We start from the raw sequence: 20,565 nt of genomic DNA, 5'->3' as shown, positions 1-20,565 counted from the left end.
CCGCGCGCGATCAGCGCCCGCGCTGCCGCGATGCCGGCAGCGCCGGCGCCGATGACCAGGACGTCGGGTTGCGTTGGCAGGACGGTGACTTGGTTCCTCACGAAAGGGGTCTTGCTTGATCGGCCATCACGCTTCGTGGGTACCACAGGTGAGGCCCGATCCGAAACGTCCCGCCCTTTTGTGCCATCGCGGCGGCAAACCTGCGCCATAGCGTCAGAGCATGGAGATGATGCAACAATGCGAATTCCACGAAGGGCCGATATGGCGGAGAGCATAATCATCCCGCCGATACCCGGCTTTATGGAGATCGATTGATGTTCACGCGCGCACTTCTTCTCGCCATTGCCCTGACGGGCGCCATCACCACCGCGAGCGCGGCGCAGGCTGCCCCCCCGGCGAGCATGCCGATGGTGCACGCCGACGGGGTGGTGCGTATTCGCAGCAGCCACGGTTTCGAAGACACCGTGACCCGCCTCAAGGCGGCGATTGCCGCCAAGGGCGTGCGCTTCTTCGACGCCATCGATCAGCAGGCCTTGGGCCGTGAGGCCAACCTTCCAATCGGCAAATCGACGATCGTGCGCTTTGGCAATCCGCCGCTGGGTGTCCAGTTCCTGCAAGCCAACCGCTATGCCGGGCTCGACTGGCCGGTGCGCATGCTGGTTGTCGAGGAAGCCGATGGCAGTGTCTCGCTCGCCTGGACCGATTTCCAGTTCATGGCCAAGCGTTACGGCATCACCACAAAAGACGCGCAGTTCAAGATGGCGGCCGATGTCGCCGGCGCCATTGCTGCCGACGCTGCCAAATAAGTGATCACCATGCCCGTCGCGTTGCTGAGTCTGGCCTTTCTTGTCGCTGCAGTGTGCGCTGCAGTGATGGGCTATGCGATCCAGCGCGGCGCGACCTGCATGGTTGCCGCCGTCGATGAAGTGCTGACCAAACGCCGCGCAGATCGCTTCATCGGCTTGGCTGAGGCTGCGGTCTGGGTGGCCGGCGGTGTGTTGGCCTGGGCGGCGCTGGGCGGACAGGCCATGCTGCCCATCGGCTATCCGGCGACGCTGGCCACCGTGGCGGGCGGGCTGCTGCTGGGGTTCGGCGCGCTGGTGACCCGCGCCTGTGTGTTCGGCGCGATCGCGAAATTCGGCTCCGGTGACTGGGTCTATGTCTTGACTCCGATCGGTTTTTACATCGGCTGCGCGACGATCTGGCCGCTGCTCGGCAAATTCCCCGAAAAGCATGTCGCCTCGCCGCTGTTCGAGGCGCAATGGTTGCTGGTGCCCTTTGCACTCTTTGCGGCATGGCGTCTGTTTGAGGCGCTGCGTGCCGCCCGTGCCGGCGCGCTTGCCGCCCATATCTGGACTCCGCACCGCGCCACGGCGGTGATCGGCATCGTCTTTGTCATCTCGCTGATTGCCATCGGACCCTGGGCCTACACCTACGCCCTGCTGATGCTGGCGCAGGGCAAGACCACAGGCATCCTGGTCAAGGTCATGCTGCTGTTCTCGCTCTTTGCCGGCGCCCTGCTCGGCGGGTGGACGGCGGGGCTGTTGAAGCGGCGCATGCCGACGCGTGAAGCTGCAATCCGCTGCCTTGGCGGCGGCATCCTGATGGGGTGGGGCAGCCTGCTCATCCCCGGCGGCAATGACGAGTTGCTGCTGGTCGGGCTGCCGCTTCTGCAGCCCTATGCCTGGTTGGCGGTCGCCAGCATGGCTGCTGCCATTGCGCTGGGCCAGAGCGTCGAGCGCCGGCTGGCTGCGCGCTAGCCGACCCTGCGCAATTGCGGTAGAACCGCCCCGTTCGCGAACGGGGAGAGCGGCACTTATGGAAATGCAACAGGTCCGTTACTTCCTGTCGGTCGCGCGGACGCTCAATTTCACTCGCGCCGCCGAAGACTGCAATGTGACCCAGCCCGCCCTGACCAGGGCGATCAAACAGCTTGAGGACGAACTTGGCGGCGAGCTGATCCGCCGCGAAGGGCGGTTGAGCCATCTGACCGATCTTGGCAACCGCATGCTGCCATTGCTGCAACAATGTTTCGACGCCGCGCTGGCGGCGAAATCGGTCGCGGCAAAGGTGAAGAAGGGCGAAGTGCCGACCCTGACACTGGCGGTGTCGCGGAGCCTGGATCTTGCGTATCTGATGCGAGCGCTGCGCGAGATGCACCGCAGCTTTGCCGGCTTCCAGTTGAAACTGCGCCGCGGCACCGGCGCGCAAATTGCCGCCATGCTCAAGAACGGCGAGGTCGAGCTGGCGATCGGCGGGCCGATGGGCGAAAGCTGGGAGCGGCTGGAGACCTGGCCGATGTTTTCCGAAGCCTTTGACCTGGTCGTTGGGGTCGATCACCCGCTGGCGATGCGCAACGATCTTGATCTGAATGTGGAGCTGATCCGCGACCAGCGCTTCCTTGTCCAGGCCGGTACCGATATCGCCGAGTTCGAAACCGAACGTCTGTGCGCGGCCGGAATCACGCTCGACAATGCCCACGAAGTCGATTCTGACCGCGATCTCGAAGCCTTGGTGATCGCCGAATTCGGTGTCGCGATCATGCCGGCAAGCGCGATGAACGCGGTGCGTATCCGTCACCTCAGCTGTTCGGGGCTCGATCTGCGGCGCACGGTGGCCATCTATTCGGTCGCTGGTCGTGCCCGGTCGCGGGAAGCATCGGCGCTGCTCACTCTGGTGCGCTCGGCCGACTGGTCAAGCCGGCTGACTGCTGACACGGCCGAGCACGTCTAGCACAGCGTCGAGCTCCATGCGGCGGCGATAGTCGGGATCGACATGGCGGGCGATGACCCGCCCGTCGGTCCCGACGATGAACACCGCGGGGATCGGCATGATCCAGCCATCGCTGCCTTGATACTCGGGGATATCGAGGCCGCTGCTGGCGATCAGCCGCGCCATGGCATCATCAACCCAGACCGCGAGATTGAGCGACAGCGCATAGCCGCTGCCAACGTCACTCAGGAACGGGAACACTGCCCCCGCATCGGCCCGCAGCGCCCTGGTATATTGCTGCCGCTCGGGGGAGATCGCCACGATCGCGTGCGGCGCCAGCCGGGCCTCGATTGCCGCCATTCCAGCCATGGTCAGCCGACAATAGGGGCACCAGTGGCCGCGATGAAACACCAGCACAGCCGGGCCGCTGGCAAGCAAGTGCTGGAGGGTGACCATCCGACCGTCCTGATCGGGCAGCATAAAATCGGGCATGATATCACCAACCTGCGGCGCGCTCGCCCCGGCACCGACGCTTTCGAGCCGCGATACAAAGCGATCGACGGCGTCGGCATAAACTGGGGACAGGTCGCGAACACGGTCGGCAAGCCGCCGCAGTCGGTCACCAAGCGGCACGTCAATGCGTCGCGAATCCTCGACTTCGGCAACGAGCGCAGCGATCAGGGGATTGGACATGCGCATGCTCCTCGTTCGCAAACCCTAGCATGATGCACCGGCGCGTGCACCCGCGTGCCGGTCAATCCGCTGCAGCGGTGTGGACCAGTTTCCCGGCGCAGGCTTCGTGGAGCACAAAGCCTTCGGTCGGATCGACCTCGTCGCGCCAGGGGGCTTTTTCCAGCGTTTCGCAGGTGTGGCGATAGCCGGCCTCCCAACGCTGGCGGATCCCTTCGCGGCTGAAATCGACGTCCTTGGCCTGATCTTCATGATCGAGTGCCGGCGCAAGCAGGCGAATGACATGCATCCGCGTCGTGCAGCCATAGCCGGTAAGGCCGCGTTGCTTCAGACTGGCGCGCGCCTCATCGGGTAGCAGCGCCGACATTTCGGCGATGATGTGGCGCAGCTTGTGCAACTGCCGTTGGCGCTTGATGTGCGAGGCGGCGCGGCTGGAGTATTGCACATCCTTCAGGCGGTTCATCACATCGCCGATGGTCTGCGGCTCGTCGCCATGCGGGTTCCACAAGTGCACGGCGAACACCATGCCGTTCTTGCGGGGATTGTCGTCGAACACCACTTCGACCGGGGTATTCGACAGGATGCCGCCATCCCAGAACAGGTCCTCGCCGATCCGAACGGCTGGAAACGCTGGTGGCAGCGCGCCCGACGCCATGATGTGGCGCAGGTCGAGGGTCATGTCGCGGCTGTCGAAATAGGTCATCTCGCTGGTCCGCACATTCGATGCGCCAACGGTAAGGCGGATGGGGCCGGTGTTGATCTGGTTGAAGTCGACCAGGTCAGCGAGCGTTTCGGCCAGCGGGGTAACCGAATAATAGCCGGCGTTTTCCGCACCAAGCGAAGCCTTGGCGTTCATGAAAGCCGGCGTGTTGGGACGGTAAAAATTCGGCACGCCGCTGGTGATCGCCATCATGTTGCGCGCTGTCGCCGCAAATATGGCGGGAATGAACGAGTCGATTGTGCGGCCATGTTCGATCCGCTTCCAGAATTCGCTCAAGCGGCCGAGCGCTGAAGACGCGCAGCCCCCGGCGATCAGCGCCGCATTGATCGCGCCGATCGACGTGCCGACGACCCAATCGGGCGCGATTCCAGCTTCGGCGAGCGCCTGATAAACGCCGACCTGGTAGGCGCCGAGCGCGCCGCCGCCCTGAAGCACCAGGACGATCTGGCCGTAACTTGCGATCTCGTCGTGAAGGGTTTTCATGGTTTTTTCCTATTCGGCGGGTTGAAGGGAAGGCGTGATGGAGATTTCGCCGGGGATTTCGGCGGGGATTTCGCCGGTGATGATCCGCGCATGGCGGGCAAAGGTCAGGTAGTTCCAGAACAGGCTCATCCCGACGGCGAACCGATTGCGAAAGCCGACAAGAAAAAACACATGGGCGACCGACCACAACACCCAGGCCGAAAAACCGGTGACGTGTACGCGGCCGAAATCGATGACGGCGTTGCTGCGGCCGATGGTGGCGAGATTGCCGAAGTGGCGGTAGCGAAACGGCTTGGGCGCCTGACCGGTCAACGCCGCCTTTATGATCCGAGCGACATGTTGGCCCTGTTGTTTCGCCACCGGCGCAATGCCGGGTAGCGCGCGGCCATCCGGCCCCTTGCACGCGGCGGTGTCGCCGATGACGAAGATGTTTTCGCAACCCTCAACGCCGAGGTCCGACCCGATGATGGTGCGCCCGGCGGCGTCCGCGCCGATGCCTAGCCACTCTGCCGCGGGCGAGGCGCGAACCCCCGCTGCCCAGATGGCGGTGTGCGTCGGAACCGCGACGCCGGCAATTTCGACATGGTCATGGGCAATATTCGTCACCGGCGCGTTCAGGCGGACTTCGACACCCAACTGCTCGATGGCGTCCCGGGCTGCCGCCGACAAGGCGTCGGGAAAGGCTGTAAGCAAGCGTGGGCCGGCATCGACGAGTATGACCCGCGAGCAGTGCGGTGTGATGCTGCGAAAGTCGCGTGACACCGATTGATGCGCCAACTCGGCAATGGCGCCGGCCATCTCGACGCCGGTCGGGCCGCCACCGATGACCACAAAGGTCAGCAACGCCCTGCGGCGGTCGGGGTCGGTCTCGGTCTCGGCGCGCTCGAGGGCCAGCAGCACCTTGCGGCGAACCGCGGTGGCATCGTCGATCGTTTTCAATCCGGGCGCATGCATCGCCCATTCGTCGTGCCCGAAATAGCTGTGGCGCGCGCCCGTGGCGATGATCAGCCAGTCATAGGCCACAGCCCGGCCGCTGCCGAGTTCGACCTGCCTGGCGGCCTTATCGACGCCGGTGACTTCGTCGAGCAGCACGCGGACGTTGGACTGGTCACTGACGATGGCGCGGATCGGCCCGGCGATGTCGGCAGGGGACAGGGCCGCGGTTGCCACCTGGTACAGCAGCGGCTGAAACAGATGGTGGTTGCGCTGGTCGATCAGGGTCACATCAACGGCGGCCCGCGCCAGCGCCCTGGTCGCTGCAAGCCCGCCAAAGCCCGCGCCAACGATGACCACATGTGGGCGAATGTCCGTCACTGGACCGTCCAGCCGCCGTCGGCGCGCAACGCCAAATCCGATGACGCTGTGATCGATCCGGGGACCCGACCGGCAAGCTGGGCGGCAGCCGCGGTGTTCATCATTGGCATGGCGGATGATCTCCAAAAAGCGATGCCGGCGGTTTCGGCGCTTATTGGTCCGGGCTGAAATGCCATTTGGGTATCGTTTCCATGCCGATATCCAATTGGGCGCGCCCGCGATCCGAGCCTAATCAATCCCAGCGTCAGGGCAATGGTTCGCCAAATCCTGGCCGTTCACCCCTACACAAAGGATCGACCTCATGACGTTTCCGACCTTCCGCCTGTCAGCACTCGCTCTGCTTGCCGCGACTGCCTTTGCTTCGCCCGTGCTCGCCGGCCAGTGCCCCGCCGGCCAATCGGCTGCCAACCCGCTGACGGCAGCTCCGATGAGCCCCAAGGGCGTCACCGACACCCTCATCGGTTCGGTCGATCTCGCCAAGGAAATCATGGTGGCCGATCGTCATCTGCGCACGCGTCGTCTCGTGGTGCAGCCGGGCGGCATCGTCCCCATGCACAGCCATGTCGATCGCCCGGCGCTGATCTACACCGTCAGCGGCACGATCATGGAATATCGCAGCGATTGCGCCGTGCCGATCACCCACAAGGGTGGCGAAATCTCGCGTGAAGCCGATGGCATTTCGCACTATTGGATCAACAAGGGCAAGGTGCCGGTCGTGCTCCTTTCGTCCGATGTGCATCACGGCATGTAACCTGCGCGCCAACGGTGCAGCGGTAGAATGCAAGAACCCCGTTCCCATCAGGAGCGGGGTTCTTTGACACAAGCCGCTCGCCTTGCCGCTTTGACCAGGTGCGGATGCATTTGAAGCCTGCCGGTAACCAAAGCGCTGCGCTTATCGAATCTATGCACAACCGGCATTTCACGCCGCCAGCGCCCGGGGGCATTGAGGGGGACAGAAGCCGGTGTCCTCACATCCCCGGGGCACCGGCTTCACCACGGTCCAACAAGGGATAACCCATGAACATCAAGACGATCATCGTGGCCGCCAGCATTGCCATTGCCGCGGTTGCGGTTCCGGCCGCAGCCAAGCCGGCGCCGGTCTATACCGGCACCTTCAGCAACCTCGCGCTGTCGGGCTATGATCCTGTTGCCTATTTCACCCAGGGCAAGCCGGTGAAGGGATTGAAGCAGTTCACCACCCGCTACAATGGCGCCGATTGGCAGTTCGCCAGCGCCGCCGATCTCGCGGCGTTCAAGGCCAATCCAGCCAAATATGCACCGCAATATGGCGGCCATTGTGCCTGGGCGGTGAGCCAGGGTTACACCGCTTCGGGTGATCCGCAGGTCTGGAAGATCGTGGGCGACAAGCTTTACGTCAACTATAACGCCGAAGTTGGCGAAAAATGGTCAAAGAGTATTCCCGATTTCATCAAGAGCGGGAATGCCAATTGGGCCAAGATGTCTGCCAAGTAAATTGGCGCTGGTTTGATAGAGGAATGACTGTTATGAACATGATCCGCAAATATCAATTCGTTTTCGTGATCTTTATCGCGTTCGTGTTCATACAGTCTCTCTTCTTCAAATTCACCAACTCGCCCGAAACGCAGTATATCTTCGGAACGCTCGACAAGTGGGCAGCGGGCTTTGGCTTTGGTGGCGTTTTCGCTGCTGATGGCATTTTCTCCCAATATGTCATTGGCACGTTCGAGTTGATCGCGGGCATTGCCCTGCTCGCCAGCCTGGTCCCGGCACTGCGCGCCATTCGCCCCTGGGCCGCACTGCTCGCGCTCTGCGTCATATCCGGGGCGATCTTCTTCCACCTCTTTACCCCGCTCGGAATCTCGGTCGTCAATACCGACGGCACCCGGGACGGCGGCGAGCTTTTCGCGCTGGCTTGCGGTGTCTGGGTGTCGGCGGCGGTCCTGATCGCCCTCAACCGCGACCGGCTGCCGTTCATCGGCCGCAGCGCTGCCGTTTGAACCTTTGGCCGGGAGAGTTTGACATGGACAATTTCCTCGCCGATCTGCTGGCCGCCCAGATGCTTGGCCCTGCCGCGCTGTTTTTTGCCCTCGTCGTTGCAACCTTCGTCCTTGAAGATGTTGCAACGGTTGCCGCCGGCCTGCTCGCCGGCCAGAGGGTGATTGATCCGGCGACTGCAATCACCGCAGTCGTGGTGGGCACGGTCGTTGGCGATCTCGCGCTTTACGGCGTCGGGCGCTGGCTCGGCGGCACGCGGCTTGCAGCACGCCTGCGCGCCCGCGGTTCCGGCGGGGTCGAGGCCCAGCTGCGCCGCCGCGGTCTGCTCGCTGTTGCCGCTGCGCGCTTCATTCCCGGCAGCCGCTTGCCAGTGTTTTTCGCCAGCGGCGTTGTTGCGCTCCCCGTCGTCGCGCTCACCACAACAATCGTCATCACGACGTTGATATGGACCCCGGCGCTGTTCTTTGCGAGCAGCCAGGCCGGCGGGACGGTGCTGGCAGCGCTCACGCCTGCGACGATCGCGTTGGCCGCCAGCCTGCTCGCACTGGTGTTCTTTGCACCGCGGCTGGTGACCCGGTTGCGCACCGCGCGCGCCGTCGCTGCCTGAAACCAGGCACGATGATGAAACGCGCCAACAAGCTGTTCCTGACCACCGATGACGCCAGCGTCGTGGCAGCCGTTGATGCGGTCGATGCGGCGCTGCTGCGCTATGGCAAGGATGTCGCCGATTATCTGAAGAGCCCCGGCCCGACGAGCGACTGCGCCTATGCGCTGGCGACGGCGGCCGCGATCCACCTGTTCGCGCTGACCGCCCCCGGGCGGGCGCTGGCGCTGCCATTGATTGTTGCCGCAGAGCGGCTGGCGCCGGCTGCCACACCCCATGAGCAGGCCTATGTCGCCGGCATCGGCGCCTGGTGGCGAGGCAATCTGGGCGAAGCGATTGCCGCCCATGTCGAAATCGCCCGCCGCTGGCCCCGCGACTTGTTGTCGGCCAAGATACTGCAGTTCCACCAGCTCAATACCGGCGATTTCGGCGGCATGCTCACCGCGCTCGATGGCATCGTCCGCGCTCAGCCAGACAACGGCTTCGTCCATGGCATGCGGGCTTTCGCGCTCGAACAGGCCGGCGATCTGCGCGCCGCCGAGCATGCGGGGCGCAAGGCGATGGCGATGGGTGATGACCCATGGGCGCACCACGCCGTGGCCCATGTGCTTGATACCGAGGGCCGCGCCCGCGAAGGCCGCGCCTGGGCCGAACGCTTTGGCGATCGCTGGGCCGGCTGCTCGTCGTTCCTGTATACCCATAACTGGTGGCACGCGGCGCTGTTCGAGTTGCAGCTTGGCGATCATGATGCTGCGCTCGACCTGTTCGATCGGCGGATCTGGGGCGTTCGCTGCGACAGCGTCCAGGATCAGGTCAATGCTGTCTCGCTGCTTGCCCGCCTCGAAGTCGCGGGCGTGCGCACCGGCGAGCGCTGGGCTGCGATGGCGCCGCACCTCGAACAACGGATTGCCGACCGCGCCAACCCCTTTGTCGATCTGCACCTCGCTTATGGCCTGGCGCGCGCCGGCGCCGACGGCGCGGTAACGCTGCTGCTGAACGGGCTCGCAGCGCAGGCGCGCAGCGGTTCGCGGAACGATATTGCTGCCGCCCGCGCCGCGACCGGCATGGTGGCGCATGCGCGGCGCCACTATGCCGCCGCCGCCGACGATATCGATGCGGCGCTGGGCGATGCCATCGGCTTTGGCGGCAGCCATACGCAGCGCCGCCTGCTCGATATCCTCGCCGCCGATGCGCGCGACAGAGCAAGCGACTGGGGTCGTGTCATTGCGGGACCCTGGGCGACGTGTGCGCCGCAACCGGCCAATGGCTTGTCATGCGCGCGTTAGGCGTTGCCCTCGCGGCATTGCTCGCCGGTTGCGGCGGCCCGCAAGCCCCTGCCGATGCCGATCTGGCGCGCGCTGGCATTGACCGGTCCAGCTACACGGCGCCCGGCGGGCTGCGCGTCAGCCTCTTGTCGCAACGGGCCGCCGATGGTCGCCGCGTCATCTTCATCCATGGCACGCCTGGCAGCGCGGCTGCATGGGCGCACTATCTGCGGTTACCACTGCCGGGCACCGAGGCGGTGGCGATCGATCGCCCCGGTTTCGGCCTGACGCTGCCGCCCGGCGCCATGGTCGCGCTCAAGGCGCAGGCGGCGGCAATCGCACCCCTGCTCGTCGAGCGCGGCGGCAAATGGCCGGTGCTGGTCGGTCATTCGCTCGGCGGGCCAATTGCTGCACAGGTTGCGGTGGACAATCCGGGGCGGGTGGGCGCGCTCCTGATCCTGGCAGGGTCGTTCGATCCGGCGCTGGAAAAGATCAACCCGATGCAGCCCGTCGGCGAATGGCGGATGATCCGCGCGCTGCTGCCGGCGAACCTGCGCAACGCCAACCGCGAATTGCTCGGCCTCAAGCCCGAACTGGCAGCGCTTGCACCGCGCCTTTCCGGGTTGCGCTGCCGCATCAGCATCATTCACGGCACCAAGGACGATCTGGTACCCTACGCCAACGTCGCTTTTCTGCGGGCGCATCTGACGGGCGCGGCGGCGGTCGATGTGACAACGCTCAAGGGCCAGAATCATTTCATCGTCTGGAACGAAGAAACGCGCGTCCGCGCCGCGCTCGCCGCGTTGCTGGCCGCATCATCGCCGGCATGTTGAAGATGGCCTGGCCTGTCCCGCATCGCGGCATGCCGCCGCTGGCCCCGGCGCCGGCGCTGTCGTTCTTCGAATTCTGGCCGGGCTGGCTGTTCTATCTGCCGGTCTGGCTCTGGGCGCTGTGCCTGTCGCTGCGCCACCGCGGCGTTCGGCTGCCGCTTGTCGCCAACCCGCTGTTCCCGGCAGGCGGCCTGTTCGGCGAGGTCAAGTCCGATATCCTCGACCAAATGCGTGGCGGCGCAAGCGCCTGGGTTGCGCCCTATGTAAAGATCGATCGCGGCACCGGTTCGTGCCAGTCCGTTGCCACCATGGCGCTAGCACAGGCGCAGGCGTCAGGGCTCGACTTCCCGCTCGTCGCCAAGCCCGAACTCGGCTGCCGCGGCGCCGGCGTCCGCCCGGTCCGCGACCTCGGCGAACTGACGGCCTATGTTGCCGGCTTTCCGCCTGGCGAGGCCTTTCTCCTGCAGGCGCTGATCGATGTCGAGGGCGAGGCGGGCGTCTTTTATGTCCGGGAGCCCGGACAGACGCGCGGCGAGATCATTTCGTTAACGCTCAAATATTTCCCGCATGTCGTCGGGGATGGTCGCCGCAGCCTCGAACAGCTGATCCTGGACGATCCGCGCGCCGGCCAGCTCAGCCACCTCTATCTCGGCCGCCATGCCGCGCGTCTGTCCGACGTCCTCGCGCCCGGCGAGCCCTTTCGTCTGGCCTTTGCCGGCAGCCACAGTCGTGGCGCCATCTTTCGCGACGGTAGCCACCTTGTCACCGAACCGATGCGGGCACGCTTCGACGCCATTGCACAAAGCGTCCCGGAATTCTGGTTCGGACGTTTCGACGTACGCTTTGAAGACTTTGCCGAACTGCAGGCCGGCCGCGGCTTCAGCATCGTCGAATGCAATGGCGCAGGCTCTGAATCGACCCATATCTGGGACAGTCGAACAACCTTGCGTGCCGCCTATGCGGCGCTGTTCCGGCAATATGCGCTGCTGTGGCGGATCGGTGCTGCCAATCGCGCCCGCGGTTTCCGGCCCGAGGGCTGGCGCGCGTTCCTGGCGCGGCGGCGCCGCGAACTCGACGCCACGCCGGCCTATCCGGCAACGGCGTGATGATGGTGCCGGGTGCACCGCCGGGAATGACCGCCGCCAATTGGCGCTCGCACCCGCATGCGCCATGGGCGATTCGCAACATCGCCCGCTTCCTGCCGGTTGCGCGGATTGGCTGCTGCGAATGGCAGCTTCCGGGGAATGCGTGGGAGTTCGGGAAAGACCGATATGAGGGCGCAAACCCGACATGCGGTAACTGGACTTCTCGTCCCGAAAGAGCGTTGCTCAAACTGTGAGTTGCGCCAGCGATTGGCGCCGAACACCGCCTCAGATCCGAATTTCTGAGGCTTCAGCTCCTGGGAGCGCCGGCACGTTGGAGGCCATGGCGAAAGGAGAAGGTCAGGGGTATCGGGTTTCAGCAGACAATCCGCCAATCATGCTATCGCCAAGGAGCGGCAGCTTCGTTTCAGACCTGGTCCTTCAGGCTGGCAGGTGCCTGCCTGAAGACAACGTCAGGTGTCAGGACAGTCTCGCAGTCACTGTAACGGCCGATATGAGGGCGCAAAATCGACATCCGGTGACTAGACTTCTCGTCCCGAAAGAGCGTTGCTCAGACGGTGAGTCGCGTCATCGTTTGGCGCCGAACACCGCCTCAGACCGGAAATTCTGAGGCTTCGGCTCGTGGGACTGCCGGCACATTGGGTGCCCGCTCCCTTGGAGCCATAATCATGACCCATCTCAACGATCCGCACACCGGCGAAGCAGTAGGTAAATCCGAAAACAGGCTGCAACGCAATGGCCGCGGGCAGCATCGCAAACCGGCCATTCCCACCAAGTCAGCGCAGATGTCGAAGTTGCTCCGACGCCCTCGCGGTGCGACCATTACCGAGCTCTGCGCAGCCACCAAATGGCAACCCCACAGCGTTCGCGCGCTGCTCTCAGGTATGCGCAAGAAAGGTGCCAGGCTCGTTCGAGAGACTCGCAAGTCAGGCGAAGGCAGCTATCGGATCGTGGTGGCCGATGTCGCAACGGATGAGGCTGTCGCTATCGCCGCCGCGACCCAGGCAGCCTGATCATGGCAGACATCAGCGATCAACTGGCGGCTCTTGCAGCCATGTCTCCCGCCCAGCTTCGTGCCGAATGGCGCCGCGTCTATCGGACTACTCCCCCGCGACTGACCCCCGATCTACTGCTGCGCGGCATTGCATTTCGGCTTCAGGAGAGGGCTCTCGGAGGGCTCTCAGCGGCCTCTGGGAGCCTGCTCGATCGGTCAGCACGGCAACTCGAACGGTCCGAAAGAGCCGAGCCTGGAATCGGGCCCCAACAACGCTTGAAACCCGGCACCAGGTTGGTGCGAAGCTGGAACGGCAAAACCTACAGCGTGCTGGTGACCGACGATGGGTTCCTATTGGATGGTCAGCAGTTCAGTTCCCTGACGCAGGTCGCTGCAGCGATTACCGGCGCGCATAGGTCGGGCCCGCGGTTCTTCGGTGTCCGTGCGGTTCGCACCACGACAGGGGCCGCCGCATCATCGGCGCGACGGGCAGCATCGCGGGCGTCATTATCATGACGCCAAGCAAGGCCATCCGTTGCGCCATCTACACCCGCAAGTCGACTGAGGAGGGATTGGAACAGGCCTTCAACAGCCTCGATGCCCAACGTGAGGCTTGCGCCGCCTATGTTACAAGCCAGCGTCACGAAGGCTGGGTTCTCTCGCCGGAACTCTATGATGATGGCGGGTTCTCGGGTGGCAACATGAACCGACCCGGCCTTGCCCAGCTGATGGCGGAGGTTGAGGCCGGGCGCATCGATGTCATCGTCGTCTACAAGGTAGATCGGCTGACCCGCAGCCTTGCTGATTTTGCGAAGATTGTGGAGGTTCTGGATAAGGCGGGGGCCAGCTTCGTATCGGTCACCCAGTCGTTCAACACGACCACCAGCATGGGCCGACTGACGCTCAACGTCCTCCTGTCTTTCGCCCAATTCGAGCGCGAGGTCACCGGCGAGCGCATCCGCGACAAGATTGCGGCATCGAAGCGCAAAGGTATGTGGATGGGAGGACCAGTGCCACTCGGATACGATGTCCAGGACCGCAAGCTGGTCGTAAACCAGACCGAAGCGGCGACGGTCAGATTGATCTTCTACCGATACCTTCAGCTAGGTTCGGTCGTCGCGACGGTTGAATCGCTTGAGCGCGATGGTGTGAAAACCAAGCTGTTTGCGGGCCAGGGCAAGAAGCGGCGGGGTGGAATTGCTTGGACGCACGGCGGGCTCGCGCATTTGCTGGTCAACCGGATTTACATCGGCCAGATACGTCACAAGAATGAGCACTTCCCGGGCGAGCATGACGCGATCATCGCCCCAGAAGTGTGGGATGCCGTGCAGGCACAACTTGAAGGCAACGGCGTCACGCGAAAGCACGACCAGATCCTGCGCCATGCCAACCTCCTCGGCGGGCTACTGTTCGATGGCCTTGGCCGACGGATGAAATCTAACCAGGCAGCCAAGGGCGCGAAGCGATACCATTACTACGTAACTGCGGTGGACGCGGTGATGAAGGTGCATGGCGCGGCGTGGCGAGTTCCGGCTCATGACACGGAGACACTGGTCATCAATCGCCTGCACGAATTCCTTCGTGACCGTCAGGCCGTTCAGCAGGCTGTCGCAGCGACCACCAATCCTGATGCCAGGGCGCTGGAAGCAATCTTTTCAAAAGCGCAGTCCCTGTCGGCCGAACTTTCGGCATCCCCGTTAACGTTCCGCAGCATCGTGCGCCGCGTCGATCTGAGGGACGATAATGTTGATGTCGCGATCAATTTACGGCCGATTCTACCAACGACAGGCGATCTGTCGGTCAGCGTTGCCAGCACTGATGAAGCCGAAGCGGTGAGCCACATGCTGTCAGCCCCCATCGTGAAGCTGCGCAGAGGACCGGAGGTCCGACTGGTCATTGCCGAGCCGCAAAGCAGCGAGCAGACAGCGGCTGACCCGGCGCTGATCCGCTTGCTGGCTTCAGCGCGTGCCGCAAACGCTGCGATGCACGCAGCCAAGGACCAATGCGTTGCTGAGGCTGCGAAAGTTCAAGGCTACACCAACAACTACTTCACCTTGCTGCTGCGCCTGGCAACCTTGGCGCCATCCATCGTCCAGGCGATCATCGAGGGGCGCCAGCCGCCGTCACTCACTCGGCAGCGTCTTGCCAAAATCACGAACCTGCCGCTCGATTGGAATGAGCAGCGCCGCATGCTCGGATTCGCCTAGAGCTACGGTCGGCGGCTCGACGCGAACGGCGTCCCGCCCGCATCGTTTTACCATCGCATCTGACGACTGCTTATTGGGGCCTCAGAGATAATTGGCCAAAACCGGGCTGCGCGCGCCGCGCACCTGCGTCTCTGGAAAAAAGTGCGATGCGCAGGCCCCCCACAACAGCCGGAAAACGCGAGAGCAATCCCGCTTTATCCCGCTTTATCCCGGCTAATCCCGGGTCAGGCGGCTGGGTGGTGCCGGATGAGGGGATTGAACCCCCGACCTTCGGTTTACAAAACCGATTTTACCGGTTCGATGTGCACCGGAATCAGCGCGCGGAATCATGGAGATGGTTCTTATCCGGCGTCACTAAACCGCTGCACGTGTGCCACTTTTTGTGCCCCCGCCGATCAGGCCTGTTCGGCCGTGCTTATCGATGCAGCCACCGCCCCGGCCATGGCCTGCTGTTTCTCGTCGGGCGTCAGATAGTCCAGGTAGATCTCGGTGGTCTTGATGCTGCTGTGGCCAAGCACTTCCTGCAGGGTGTAGATGCTGCCGCCGTCGCGCAGGTAGCGGACGGCGAAATCGTGGCGGAGATCGTGGAAGCGGAAGCCGGTGAACGTGCCGCCTTTTCGTGCCACTTTTTGTGCCACCCCCGCGCGGATGCGGCGGAAGTTGCTGGCCGGGCTGGTGAAGCGGGTGGAAAGCTCCTTATCGCGCGCGCGCGGATCCGGCGGCAGATCGTGCCAGAACACCCAGCCCAGCTTCAGGTGGCGCGGCTGCCGATCGATGATGGCCAGCGCCGCCGGGGTGAGTGGCACAGCGCGCGGCCGGCGGGCCTTGGCGCGGTAGATCATGGCGCAGTTGCGGGCGCGGTCGATCCGGTTGTGTTCCAGGCTGGCCACTTCTTCCTGCCGCATCCCGGTTTCGTGGGCGAAGGCGATCAGATCCCCGAAGCGTTTCGGCGCCGCGGCGATCACGGCGGCCACCTCGCCGGGGAGCGGCAGGCAGATCGGATCACGGCGTTCGGGTAGCTGGCGTTTGCGATCGATGCCCAGCGCCGGATTGTCCCCTTCCTTCCGCCAGCCCTGGGCGATGGCGTGGCCCAGCACCTGCGATAGAGCGGTCAGGTCGCGGCGCAGGGTGGCGTTGCTGGCGCCATCACGGCGGCGGGCGGTGATCATTTTTCTTATCTCGGCCGCGTCCAGTTCCTGCACGGTCTTCCCGTCCAGCTGGTCGCGCAGCTGGCCCAGGCTGGTGAGATAGCGGCGGATGGTGGCGGGGCGCAGGCGATTGGCGATGGCGGCATCGTTCCAGGCCAGCACCGCCTGCTGCCAGCTCACTGGCGCGGCGATGCCGAATCGCACTTCATCGATTACCTGTTTCCGGAGTTCTTCCGATCGGGTGGTGGCGGCGCGCTCTTCCTTCGGCCCGCGAACAGGGATGCGTAGCGGCTCTCGATAGCTGACGGCGGCGACCTTGAAGCGCGCCCACCACCAGTTCCCGCGCGGGTAGATGCCTTTCGGCATGGCTGCTGTCCTTGTTCCACCAGGCGCTCAAGCGCCGCCACATCAAACGTCCATCGGCCCCACAGTTTCGCCGCACCGGGGATGAGGCCACAGGCGGCCTTTTCCTGCAAGGTGCGCGCGTTCAATCCGGTGATCATCACCGCAGCCTTCGTGCCGCAGCGACGCGGCGAGACGGGCAGGGGGATGATCTGGGCGGTCACGGCGCGAGCTTCCTTACAGCCCAGCGGCTGACCACGTGGCGCACGCCGTCCTGAAATTCGATCAGCACGCTGTTCATCCGCCCGCGCGCGAGCACGCGACAGGGCTGGCCGTGGCGATCCGGAAGGGTGGCGCGGATCCGCCAGAAGTGGGTGGGGGCAGTCACGCGGCCTCCAGCTCGCCGCCAAACAACGGCAGATCGGCGGCCAGATCGGGCGCGGGTGGTGGCGGTGGCGGGGTATAGGTGGCCAGCCGCGGCGGGCGGCAGGGGTGGCCGGTTTCGCGGTGAACGACAAAGCGCACCCAGTTGCAGACGTCGACCCAGTGCTGGTGATCGCGCGTTACCCGGCTTTGCCAGTTGACCTGGCTGTGACGGGCATTGCGCAGCTGGCGCAGCACATCGGCAGCGGCGGTGCGGATTGCCTGACGCCGGGTGGGGAAATTGTTGGCGCGGTGCAGCTGGCCTTCGGGCTTTTTCCAGCTGCAGCGGCGGTCATTCCTTTCGATGCTCCACAGAAATCCATCCACGGCAAAGCTGCCGTCCCACAGTGCGACGATGCCGAAGCGCCAACTACCGTCCCAGTTGCGCTGGCCCGGCTCCCGACCGCCCCACCACGATTCCGTGGGCCAGAGATAGCTGTTGAACGGGCGCTGCCCATCGGCGCCCTCGATCGGGCCAGTGTATTTGGCGGGGCAATCGTCCGTGTACAGCTTGCGCCCCGTGGCGTCGTGCTGGCCATCCAGCAGCGAGGCTTTCCTTCGAGCGTTCACCGCGGCTTTTCCTTTCCGGCTTCGTCCATTTTGCCCAGGGCGGCGAGCAGGTGGGCGGCGGCTTCGATGGCCTGCGACACCCGGCGGCGGCCGTTGCCGGTGCGCGGATCGGCGCGCACGGCGGAAGCGGCGGCGCGGGCTGCCAGCCGCAGGTGATATTCGGCGGGATCCGTGGAGGCAGCCACGGCGTCCACCTGATCGAGCACGGCGTGCTGGGTTTCGGTCACGCCCTGGCGGAGATCGGTGGTCACGCCGTTCCCTCGCTCTCAAATTTGGTGGCCATCTGGGTACGGAGCAGGCGCACTGTATCCTGCATCAGGGCATTCCAAACCGCTGCGCACTCGTCGTGGTCTTTGCTGATGCTCACCACGTGACCAACGGCGGCTGCCAGCATCAGCTGGCCGATCTGCGCTCCGTTGATGCCACCCATCTCGCACCGACCGCCCCACGCCGCCAGCGCCGGCATCGCGTTTTCCTTGGTCAGCGGCCCACGCGCCAGCTCTTCCCTCATGAAATCCTTCATCAGTAGGGCACCTCTTCTTCGGGGATGAATGCGCTGGCGGATTTCGTCCAGGCTTCCACGGCGTGCTGGCTGCCCCAGCAGCCGCGGGGGGCGTGGTTGTAGAGGAAGCGCACCAGATCAAAGAGGCGGGTGCGGTTGAAATCGTCGGCCCGGCCGCAGGCTTCGCGCAGATCGTTGGTGAGCACGGCCAGCAGGAAGCTGCCCGGTGGGATGCCCTTGATGATCCAGCGGATCAACCCGCCGTGAAGGCCCAGCGGCACGTAGGTCATCGGGGCGCGGGCGATATCCTCCGCCCGCCGGCGCTGGGCCGCCGTCAGACGATCCCAAGGCACGCCGTGTTCTATGCACCACGCCTCAAGATCGGCGGTGGTCATGGCGAGATCAGCCATTCGCCGCCCCTCCCGGAAAATCATCGTGGGTGCGGCCGTCGAGCAGGCGGCCGGTGCGGGCTTTGCCGGGGCGGACCATGCCACGCCCCTCGGCAGTAGGATCGTCTGAACCATAAAGCCGGCCAAGCCGATCAAGCCAATGCGTCGGGGTTAGGCCATTATTGTGATCTGACGGCCCCCACTCACCCCACTGCTTGAAATGGAAAGCCACACCGGCGACGGCGCACTGGTCGCGCAGGGAGCGGGCCCAGTCAGGATGCATCGGCCGTGCGCCGGGGCCGCTTTCGCCGCCGCCGATTACCCAATCGAGCTCGCCCAACTTTGGCCAATCCGCTTCCTCTGCCTGCCATGCGTCCGACAGATATGGTTCCAAATCCACCGGCCCCAGCAGAGGCTCGCACGACAGGAACCGCACGGCGGCGGGGGTGGCCAGCAAGTGCGGGATGCGTTCATCGGCGGCTCGCTGATCTTCCACGCTGGTGCCAAGCCAGACGTTGGGGATGGGGCCGCGCGCGCCGCTCAAGGTGAAATCTGCGGGATCGGGCCAGACGCGATCGAAATGCTGCAGCATCAAGTCGATTTGGGCAAATCGCAGGAATCCGCCGCGATAGATGTTGGCCACATACGCCCGCATCCGCTCCGGCCGCTTCGTCAGCACCATGTGGGTGTGCTGCGGGGTGAGCGCCATCACGGCGAACTGGCGGTCGATCCAGGCGTCCGGCACGGATTCGTGAAACAGATCGCCGTGGGCGTTCCAGAAGATGCGGCGCGGGCGCTTCCAGGCCAGCGGCTGCAGCAGTGCCTTTTCGTTGGCGCGGGTCTCGCCGGTCCACACGTGGCCGGCTTTCGTCGGTTTGGTCAGGCCAGTGCTGGGATGGTTGGGCAGATTGCGCCCGCCGGCCCGCATCGCATAACAGTTCGTGCAGCCGGCGCTGATGACGCTGCAGCCGTTGAGATAATTGACCGTCGCATCGGCCCACTCGATCTTGGTGTCGTCAGCCACAAACAGCCTCCTCGAATTTCTCGGTTTCGTTGCCCCAGACGTCCCAACCGGGGCGGCGCTGACGGGCGAAGAGTTCGCAGCGGGGGCCGGCGTAGAGCTTCTCGGCAATCAGATGGGCATCGTCGGGTTTGCGGCTGTGTTCGCGTACTGGCGCCACGATCAGGCCCCGCACGCCGCGGCTGAGCACCTTTGGCCGGCCGCGCGTGCCAAACAGCAGCGGCTCGCTGGCGTTGCGCAGGACGTATCCGGTGCCAAAAGCCCAGCTGCGCCCGGTGCTGCTCTGTTTCGCCCAGGGCAGCCCGGTTTTATAGGTGAAGCCCCACGCCGCCATCGTGGCGATCGCATCGGGCAGCATCGCCCACGTGGCCCACATCAACAGCGCGCAATCCGACGCGGCCAGCATCGCCACCGGCAGCGCCTTGATATCGGCCAGGGACAGGCAGGTGTAGTGCGCCTGCGGGCTTTTCCGGTCGCCCTTGTCGCTGAACAGGCGGAACGCCCACGGTGGATCGGCGAGGATCAGGCCGTAGTGCGCGGGCTGCAGATCCGCAAAGGGCCAGGCTGGCTCGACTGCGAGGCGCAGCTGGGCGGTCACGCGGCTGGCCCCGGCAGCAGCGGCGGCATCCGGCCGCCTTCGTAGCTGACGGCGAGCTGGGGGCGCAGCCATTGGCCCACCAGCTGGCCATCGGGCAGCACGATGTTGGCCAGGAATTCATCTTCGAACACGCTGATGCCGGCGGAGACGGCCTCCAGCTTTGCCTTGATCACCAGCGCCAGCGCGCGCCAGCGTTGGCGGCATGCCTGTTCCCAGTTCTTCTCGGCCACGCTATCCGCCCGTCGATACAGAACCGAGCCGCGATAGTAGAGCCAGAATTCATCGGCCTTTTGCCCTTCGTCATCGAACGTAAGGACCGCAAACGTGGTCCGAACTACGCAGGCCGGCTCTCGGCCAACGAGCTCGACAACAACGTCGGCCATGCGCACTCGTTGCCCCGCGAAAACCGGGAAGAGATGGCTTGCCGGATCTCGGAGCATCCGATCAAACGTGGTGTTCGCCAGGCGATAGAGGGTGTCGTCCACGGCGACGAGGTACCTCTTGAATGAAAAGCCCATGGTCTGCTTTGACGTGGTGCGAATCGGTGCGACGCCCACCAGCGGCGCGTACGGCTGAGCGCAAGTATGCTGCGCGGCACGACCACATCGCATCACTCTTGGCGCTTGTGACGGGCTCCATCTTTACTCGGAAGCAGGCCCGATCTGTTCCGAT

The 20,565-nt window shown here is 64.6% G+C and carries 25 protein-coding genes and 1 tRNA gene; 13 read left to right on the top strand and 13 right to left on the bottom strand.

The window, feature by feature from the left end; genetic code table 11:
- Positions 1–314 precede the first annotated feature (314 nt).
- Genes RMO81_RS01015 through RMO81_RS01005 form a run of 3 tightly spaced genes read left to right on the top strand, consistent with a single transcriptional unit; the run spans position 315 to position 2,733 of the window.
- A complete protein-coding gene (locus RMO81_RS01015) occupies positions 315–806 on the top strand; it encodes a DUF302 domain-containing protein (RefSeq protein WP_310473864.1) in 492 nt (163 codons plus the stop codon).
- A 9-nt stretch (positions 807–815) separates the two neighbouring features.
- Entirely contained in the window at positions 816–1,760 is a 945-nt protein-coding gene (locus tag RMO81_RS01010; protein WP_310473865.1) for a YeeE/YedE thiosulfate transporter family protein, read from the top strand.
- Between the two features lie 58 nt (positions 1,761–1,818).
- Positions 1,819–2,733: a LysR family transcriptional regulator gene (locus RMO81_RS01005; RefSeq protein ID WP_310473863.1), complete on the top strand. Its 915-nt coding sequence runs from the start codon at positions 1,819–1,821 to the stop codon at positions 2,731–2,733.
- Here RMO81_RS01005 and RMO81_RS01000 read toward each other — a convergent pair.
- From RMO81_RS01000 to RMO81_RS00990, 3 genes are all read right to left on the bottom strand, one after another.
- Positions 2,695–3,405, bottom strand: coding sequence for a peroxiredoxin-like family protein (locus tag RMO81_RS01000; RefSeq protein WP_310473862.1), 711 nt, complete (start codon positions 3,403–3,405; stop codon positions 2,695–2,697). The genes RMO81_RS01005 and RMO81_RS01000 overlap by 39 nt on opposite strands.
- Positions 3,406–3,466: 61 nt before the next feature.
- Positions 3,467–4,606, bottom strand: coding sequence for a patatin-like phospholipase family protein (locus tag RMO81_RS00995; RefSeq protein WP_310473861.1), 1,140 nt, complete (start codon positions 4,604–4,606; stop codon positions 3,467–3,469).
- A gap of 9 nt (positions 4,607–4,615) precedes the next feature.
- Entirely contained in the window at positions 4,616–5,920 is a 1,305-nt protein-coding gene (locus tag RMO81_RS00990) for an NAD(P)/FAD-dependent oxidoreductase (protein ID WP_310473860.1), read from the bottom strand.
- A gap of 301 nt (positions 5,921–6,221) precedes the next feature.
- On the opposite strand from RMO81_RS00990, the gene RMO81_RS00985 reads away from it, so the two are divergent.
- The 10 genes from RMO81_RS00985 (at position 6,222) to RMO81_RS00940 (ending at position 14,900) form a co-directional block, all read left to right on the top strand.
- Positions 6,222–6,671, top strand: a complete 450-nt coding sequence (locus RMO81_RS00985; RefSeq protein WP_310473859.1) for a cupin domain-containing protein — start codon at positions 6,222–6,224, stop codon at positions 6,669–6,671.
- Between the two features lie 266 nt (positions 6,672–6,937).
- Positions 6,938–7,393 (top strand): YHS domain-containing (seleno)protein, encoded by a 456-nt coding sequence (locus RMO81_RS00980; protein ID WP_310473858.1) that lies wholly within the window; start codon positions 6,938–6,940, stop codon positions 7,391–7,393.
- A gap of 38 nt (positions 7,394–7,431) precedes the next feature.
- Positions 7,432–7,899, top strand: coding sequence for a hypothetical protein (locus RMO81_RS00975; RefSeq protein ID WP_310473857.1), 468 nt, complete (start codon positions 7,432–7,434; stop codon positions 7,897–7,899).
- Between the two features lie 23 nt (positions 7,900–7,922).
- Positions 7,923–8,504, top strand: a complete 582-nt coding sequence (locus RMO81_RS00970) for a VTT domain-containing protein (RefSeq protein ID WP_310473856.1) — start codon at positions 7,923–7,925, stop codon at positions 8,502–8,504.
- An 11-nt stretch (positions 8,505–8,515) separates the two neighbouring features.
- The gene (locus tag RMO81_RS00965; protein ID WP_310473855.1) at positions 8,516–9,787 is read left to right on the top strand and encodes a hypothetical protein; all 1,272 of its coding nucleotides are present in this window, start codon (positions 8,516–8,518) and stop codon (positions 9,785–9,787) included.
- Positions 9,775–10,599, top strand: a complete 825-nt coding sequence (locus RMO81_RS00960) for an alpha/beta hydrolase (protein ID WP_310473854.1) — start codon at positions 9,775–9,777, stop codon at positions 10,597–10,599. Before RMO81_RS00965 ends, RMO81_RS00960 begins: the two co-directional genes overlap by 13 nt.
- Positions 10,593–11,702 (top strand): hypothetical protein, encoded by a 1,110-nt coding sequence (locus RMO81_RS00955; protein ID WP_310473853.1) that lies wholly within the window; start codon positions 10,593–10,595, stop codon positions 11,700–11,702. The genes RMO81_RS00960 and RMO81_RS00955 overlap by 7 nt, the downstream gene beginning before the upstream one ends.
- A gap of 665 nt (positions 11,703–12,367) precedes the next feature.
- Positions 12,368–12,712 (top strand): DUF3489 domain-containing protein, encoded by a 345-nt coding sequence (locus RMO81_RS00950; protein ID WP_310473852.1) that lies wholly within the window; start codon positions 12,368–12,370, stop codon positions 12,710–12,712.
- A 2-nt stretch (positions 12,713–12,714) separates the two neighbouring features.
- Positions 12,715–13,209: a DUF2924 domain-containing protein gene (locus RMO81_RS00945; protein WP_310473851.1), complete on the top strand. Its 495-nt coding sequence runs from the start codon at positions 12,715–12,717 to the stop codon at positions 13,207–13,209.
- Positions 13,206–14,900 carry a recombinase family protein gene (locus RMO81_RS00940; protein ID WP_310473850.1) on the top strand — a complete coding sequence of 565 codons (1,695 nt, stop codon included), beginning with the start codon at positions 13,206–13,208 and terminating at the stop codon, positions 14,898–14,900. The genes RMO81_RS00945 and RMO81_RS00940 overlap by 4 nt, the downstream gene beginning before the upstream one ends.
- A gap of 237 nt (positions 14,901–15,137) precedes the next feature.
- On the opposite strand, the gene RMO81_RS00935 is transcribed toward RMO81_RS00940, so the two are convergent.
- The 10 genes from RMO81_RS00935 to RMO81_RS00890 all read right to left on the bottom strand — a co-directional run bounded on the left by RMO81_RS00935 (position 15,138) and on the right by RMO81_RS00890 (position 20,450).
- Positions 15,138–15,250: transfer RNA gene (locus RMO81_RS00935), tRNA-OTHER, on the bottom strand.
- A gap of 45 nt (positions 15,251–15,295) precedes the next feature.
- Positions 15,296–16,414 carry a site-specific integrase gene (locus RMO81_RS00930; RefSeq protein WP_310473849.1) on the bottom strand — a complete coding sequence of 373 codons (1,119 nt, stop codon included), beginning with the start codon at positions 16,412–16,414 and terminating at the stop codon, positions 15,296–15,298.
- A 196-nt stretch (positions 16,415–16,610) separates the two neighbouring features.
- Complete coding sequence (locus tag RMO81_RS00925; protein WP_310473848.1) at positions 16,611–16,778, bottom strand: hypothetical protein; 168 nt, start codon at positions 16,776–16,778, stop codon at positions 16,611–16,613.
- A complete protein-coding gene (locus RMO81_RS00920; RefSeq protein WP_310473847.1) occupies positions 16,775–17,383 on the bottom strand; it encodes a hypothetical protein in 609 nt (202 codons plus the stop codon). Before RMO81_RS00920 ends, RMO81_RS00925 begins: the two co-directional genes overlap by 4 nt.
- Entirely contained in the window at positions 17,380–17,634 is a 255-nt protein-coding gene (locus RMO81_RS00915; RefSeq protein WP_310473846.1) for a hypothetical protein, read from the bottom strand. The genes RMO81_RS00920 and RMO81_RS00915 overlap by 4 nt, the downstream gene beginning before the upstream one ends.
- Positions 17,631–17,906: a hypothetical protein gene (locus RMO81_RS00910; RefSeq protein ID WP_310473845.1), complete on the bottom strand. Its 276-nt coding sequence runs from the start codon at positions 17,904–17,906 to the stop codon at positions 17,631–17,633. The genes RMO81_RS00915 and RMO81_RS00910 overlap by 4 nt, the downstream gene beginning before the upstream one ends.
- Positions 17,906–18,295, bottom strand: coding sequence for a hypothetical protein (locus RMO81_RS00905; RefSeq protein WP_310473844.1), 390 nt, complete (start codon positions 18,293–18,295; stop codon positions 17,906–17,908). The genes RMO81_RS00910 and RMO81_RS00905 overlap by 1 nt, the downstream gene beginning before the upstream one ends.
- Positions 18,288–19,298, bottom strand: a complete 1,011-nt coding sequence (locus tag RMO81_RS00900; RefSeq protein WP_310473843.1) for a phage Gp37/Gp68 family protein — start codon at positions 19,296–19,298, stop codon at positions 18,288–18,290. Before RMO81_RS00900 ends, RMO81_RS00905 begins: the two co-directional genes overlap by 8 nt.
- A complete protein-coding gene (locus RMO81_RS00895) occupies positions 19,291–19,893 on the bottom strand; it encodes an MT-A70 family methyltransferase (RefSeq protein WP_310473842.1) in 603 nt (200 codons plus the stop codon). The genes RMO81_RS00900 and RMO81_RS00895 overlap by 8 nt, the downstream gene beginning before the upstream one ends.
- The gene (locus tag RMO81_RS00890; RefSeq protein ID WP_310473841.1) at positions 19,890–20,450 is read right to left on the bottom strand and encodes a hypothetical protein; all 561 of its coding nucleotides are present in this window, start codon (positions 20,448–20,450) and stop codon (positions 19,890–19,892) included. The genes RMO81_RS00895 and RMO81_RS00890 overlap by 4 nt, the downstream gene beginning before the upstream one ends.
- Between the last annotated feature and the right edge of the window lie 115 nt (positions 20,451–20,565).

It is taken from the genome of Sandarakinorhabdus sp. (assembly GCF_031422795.1).
GTDB lineage: Bacteria > Pseudomonadota > Alphaproteobacteria > Sphingomonadales > Sphingomonadaceae > Sandarakinorhabdus.
This window is presented reverse-complemented; position numbering and strand designations above follow the sequence as displayed.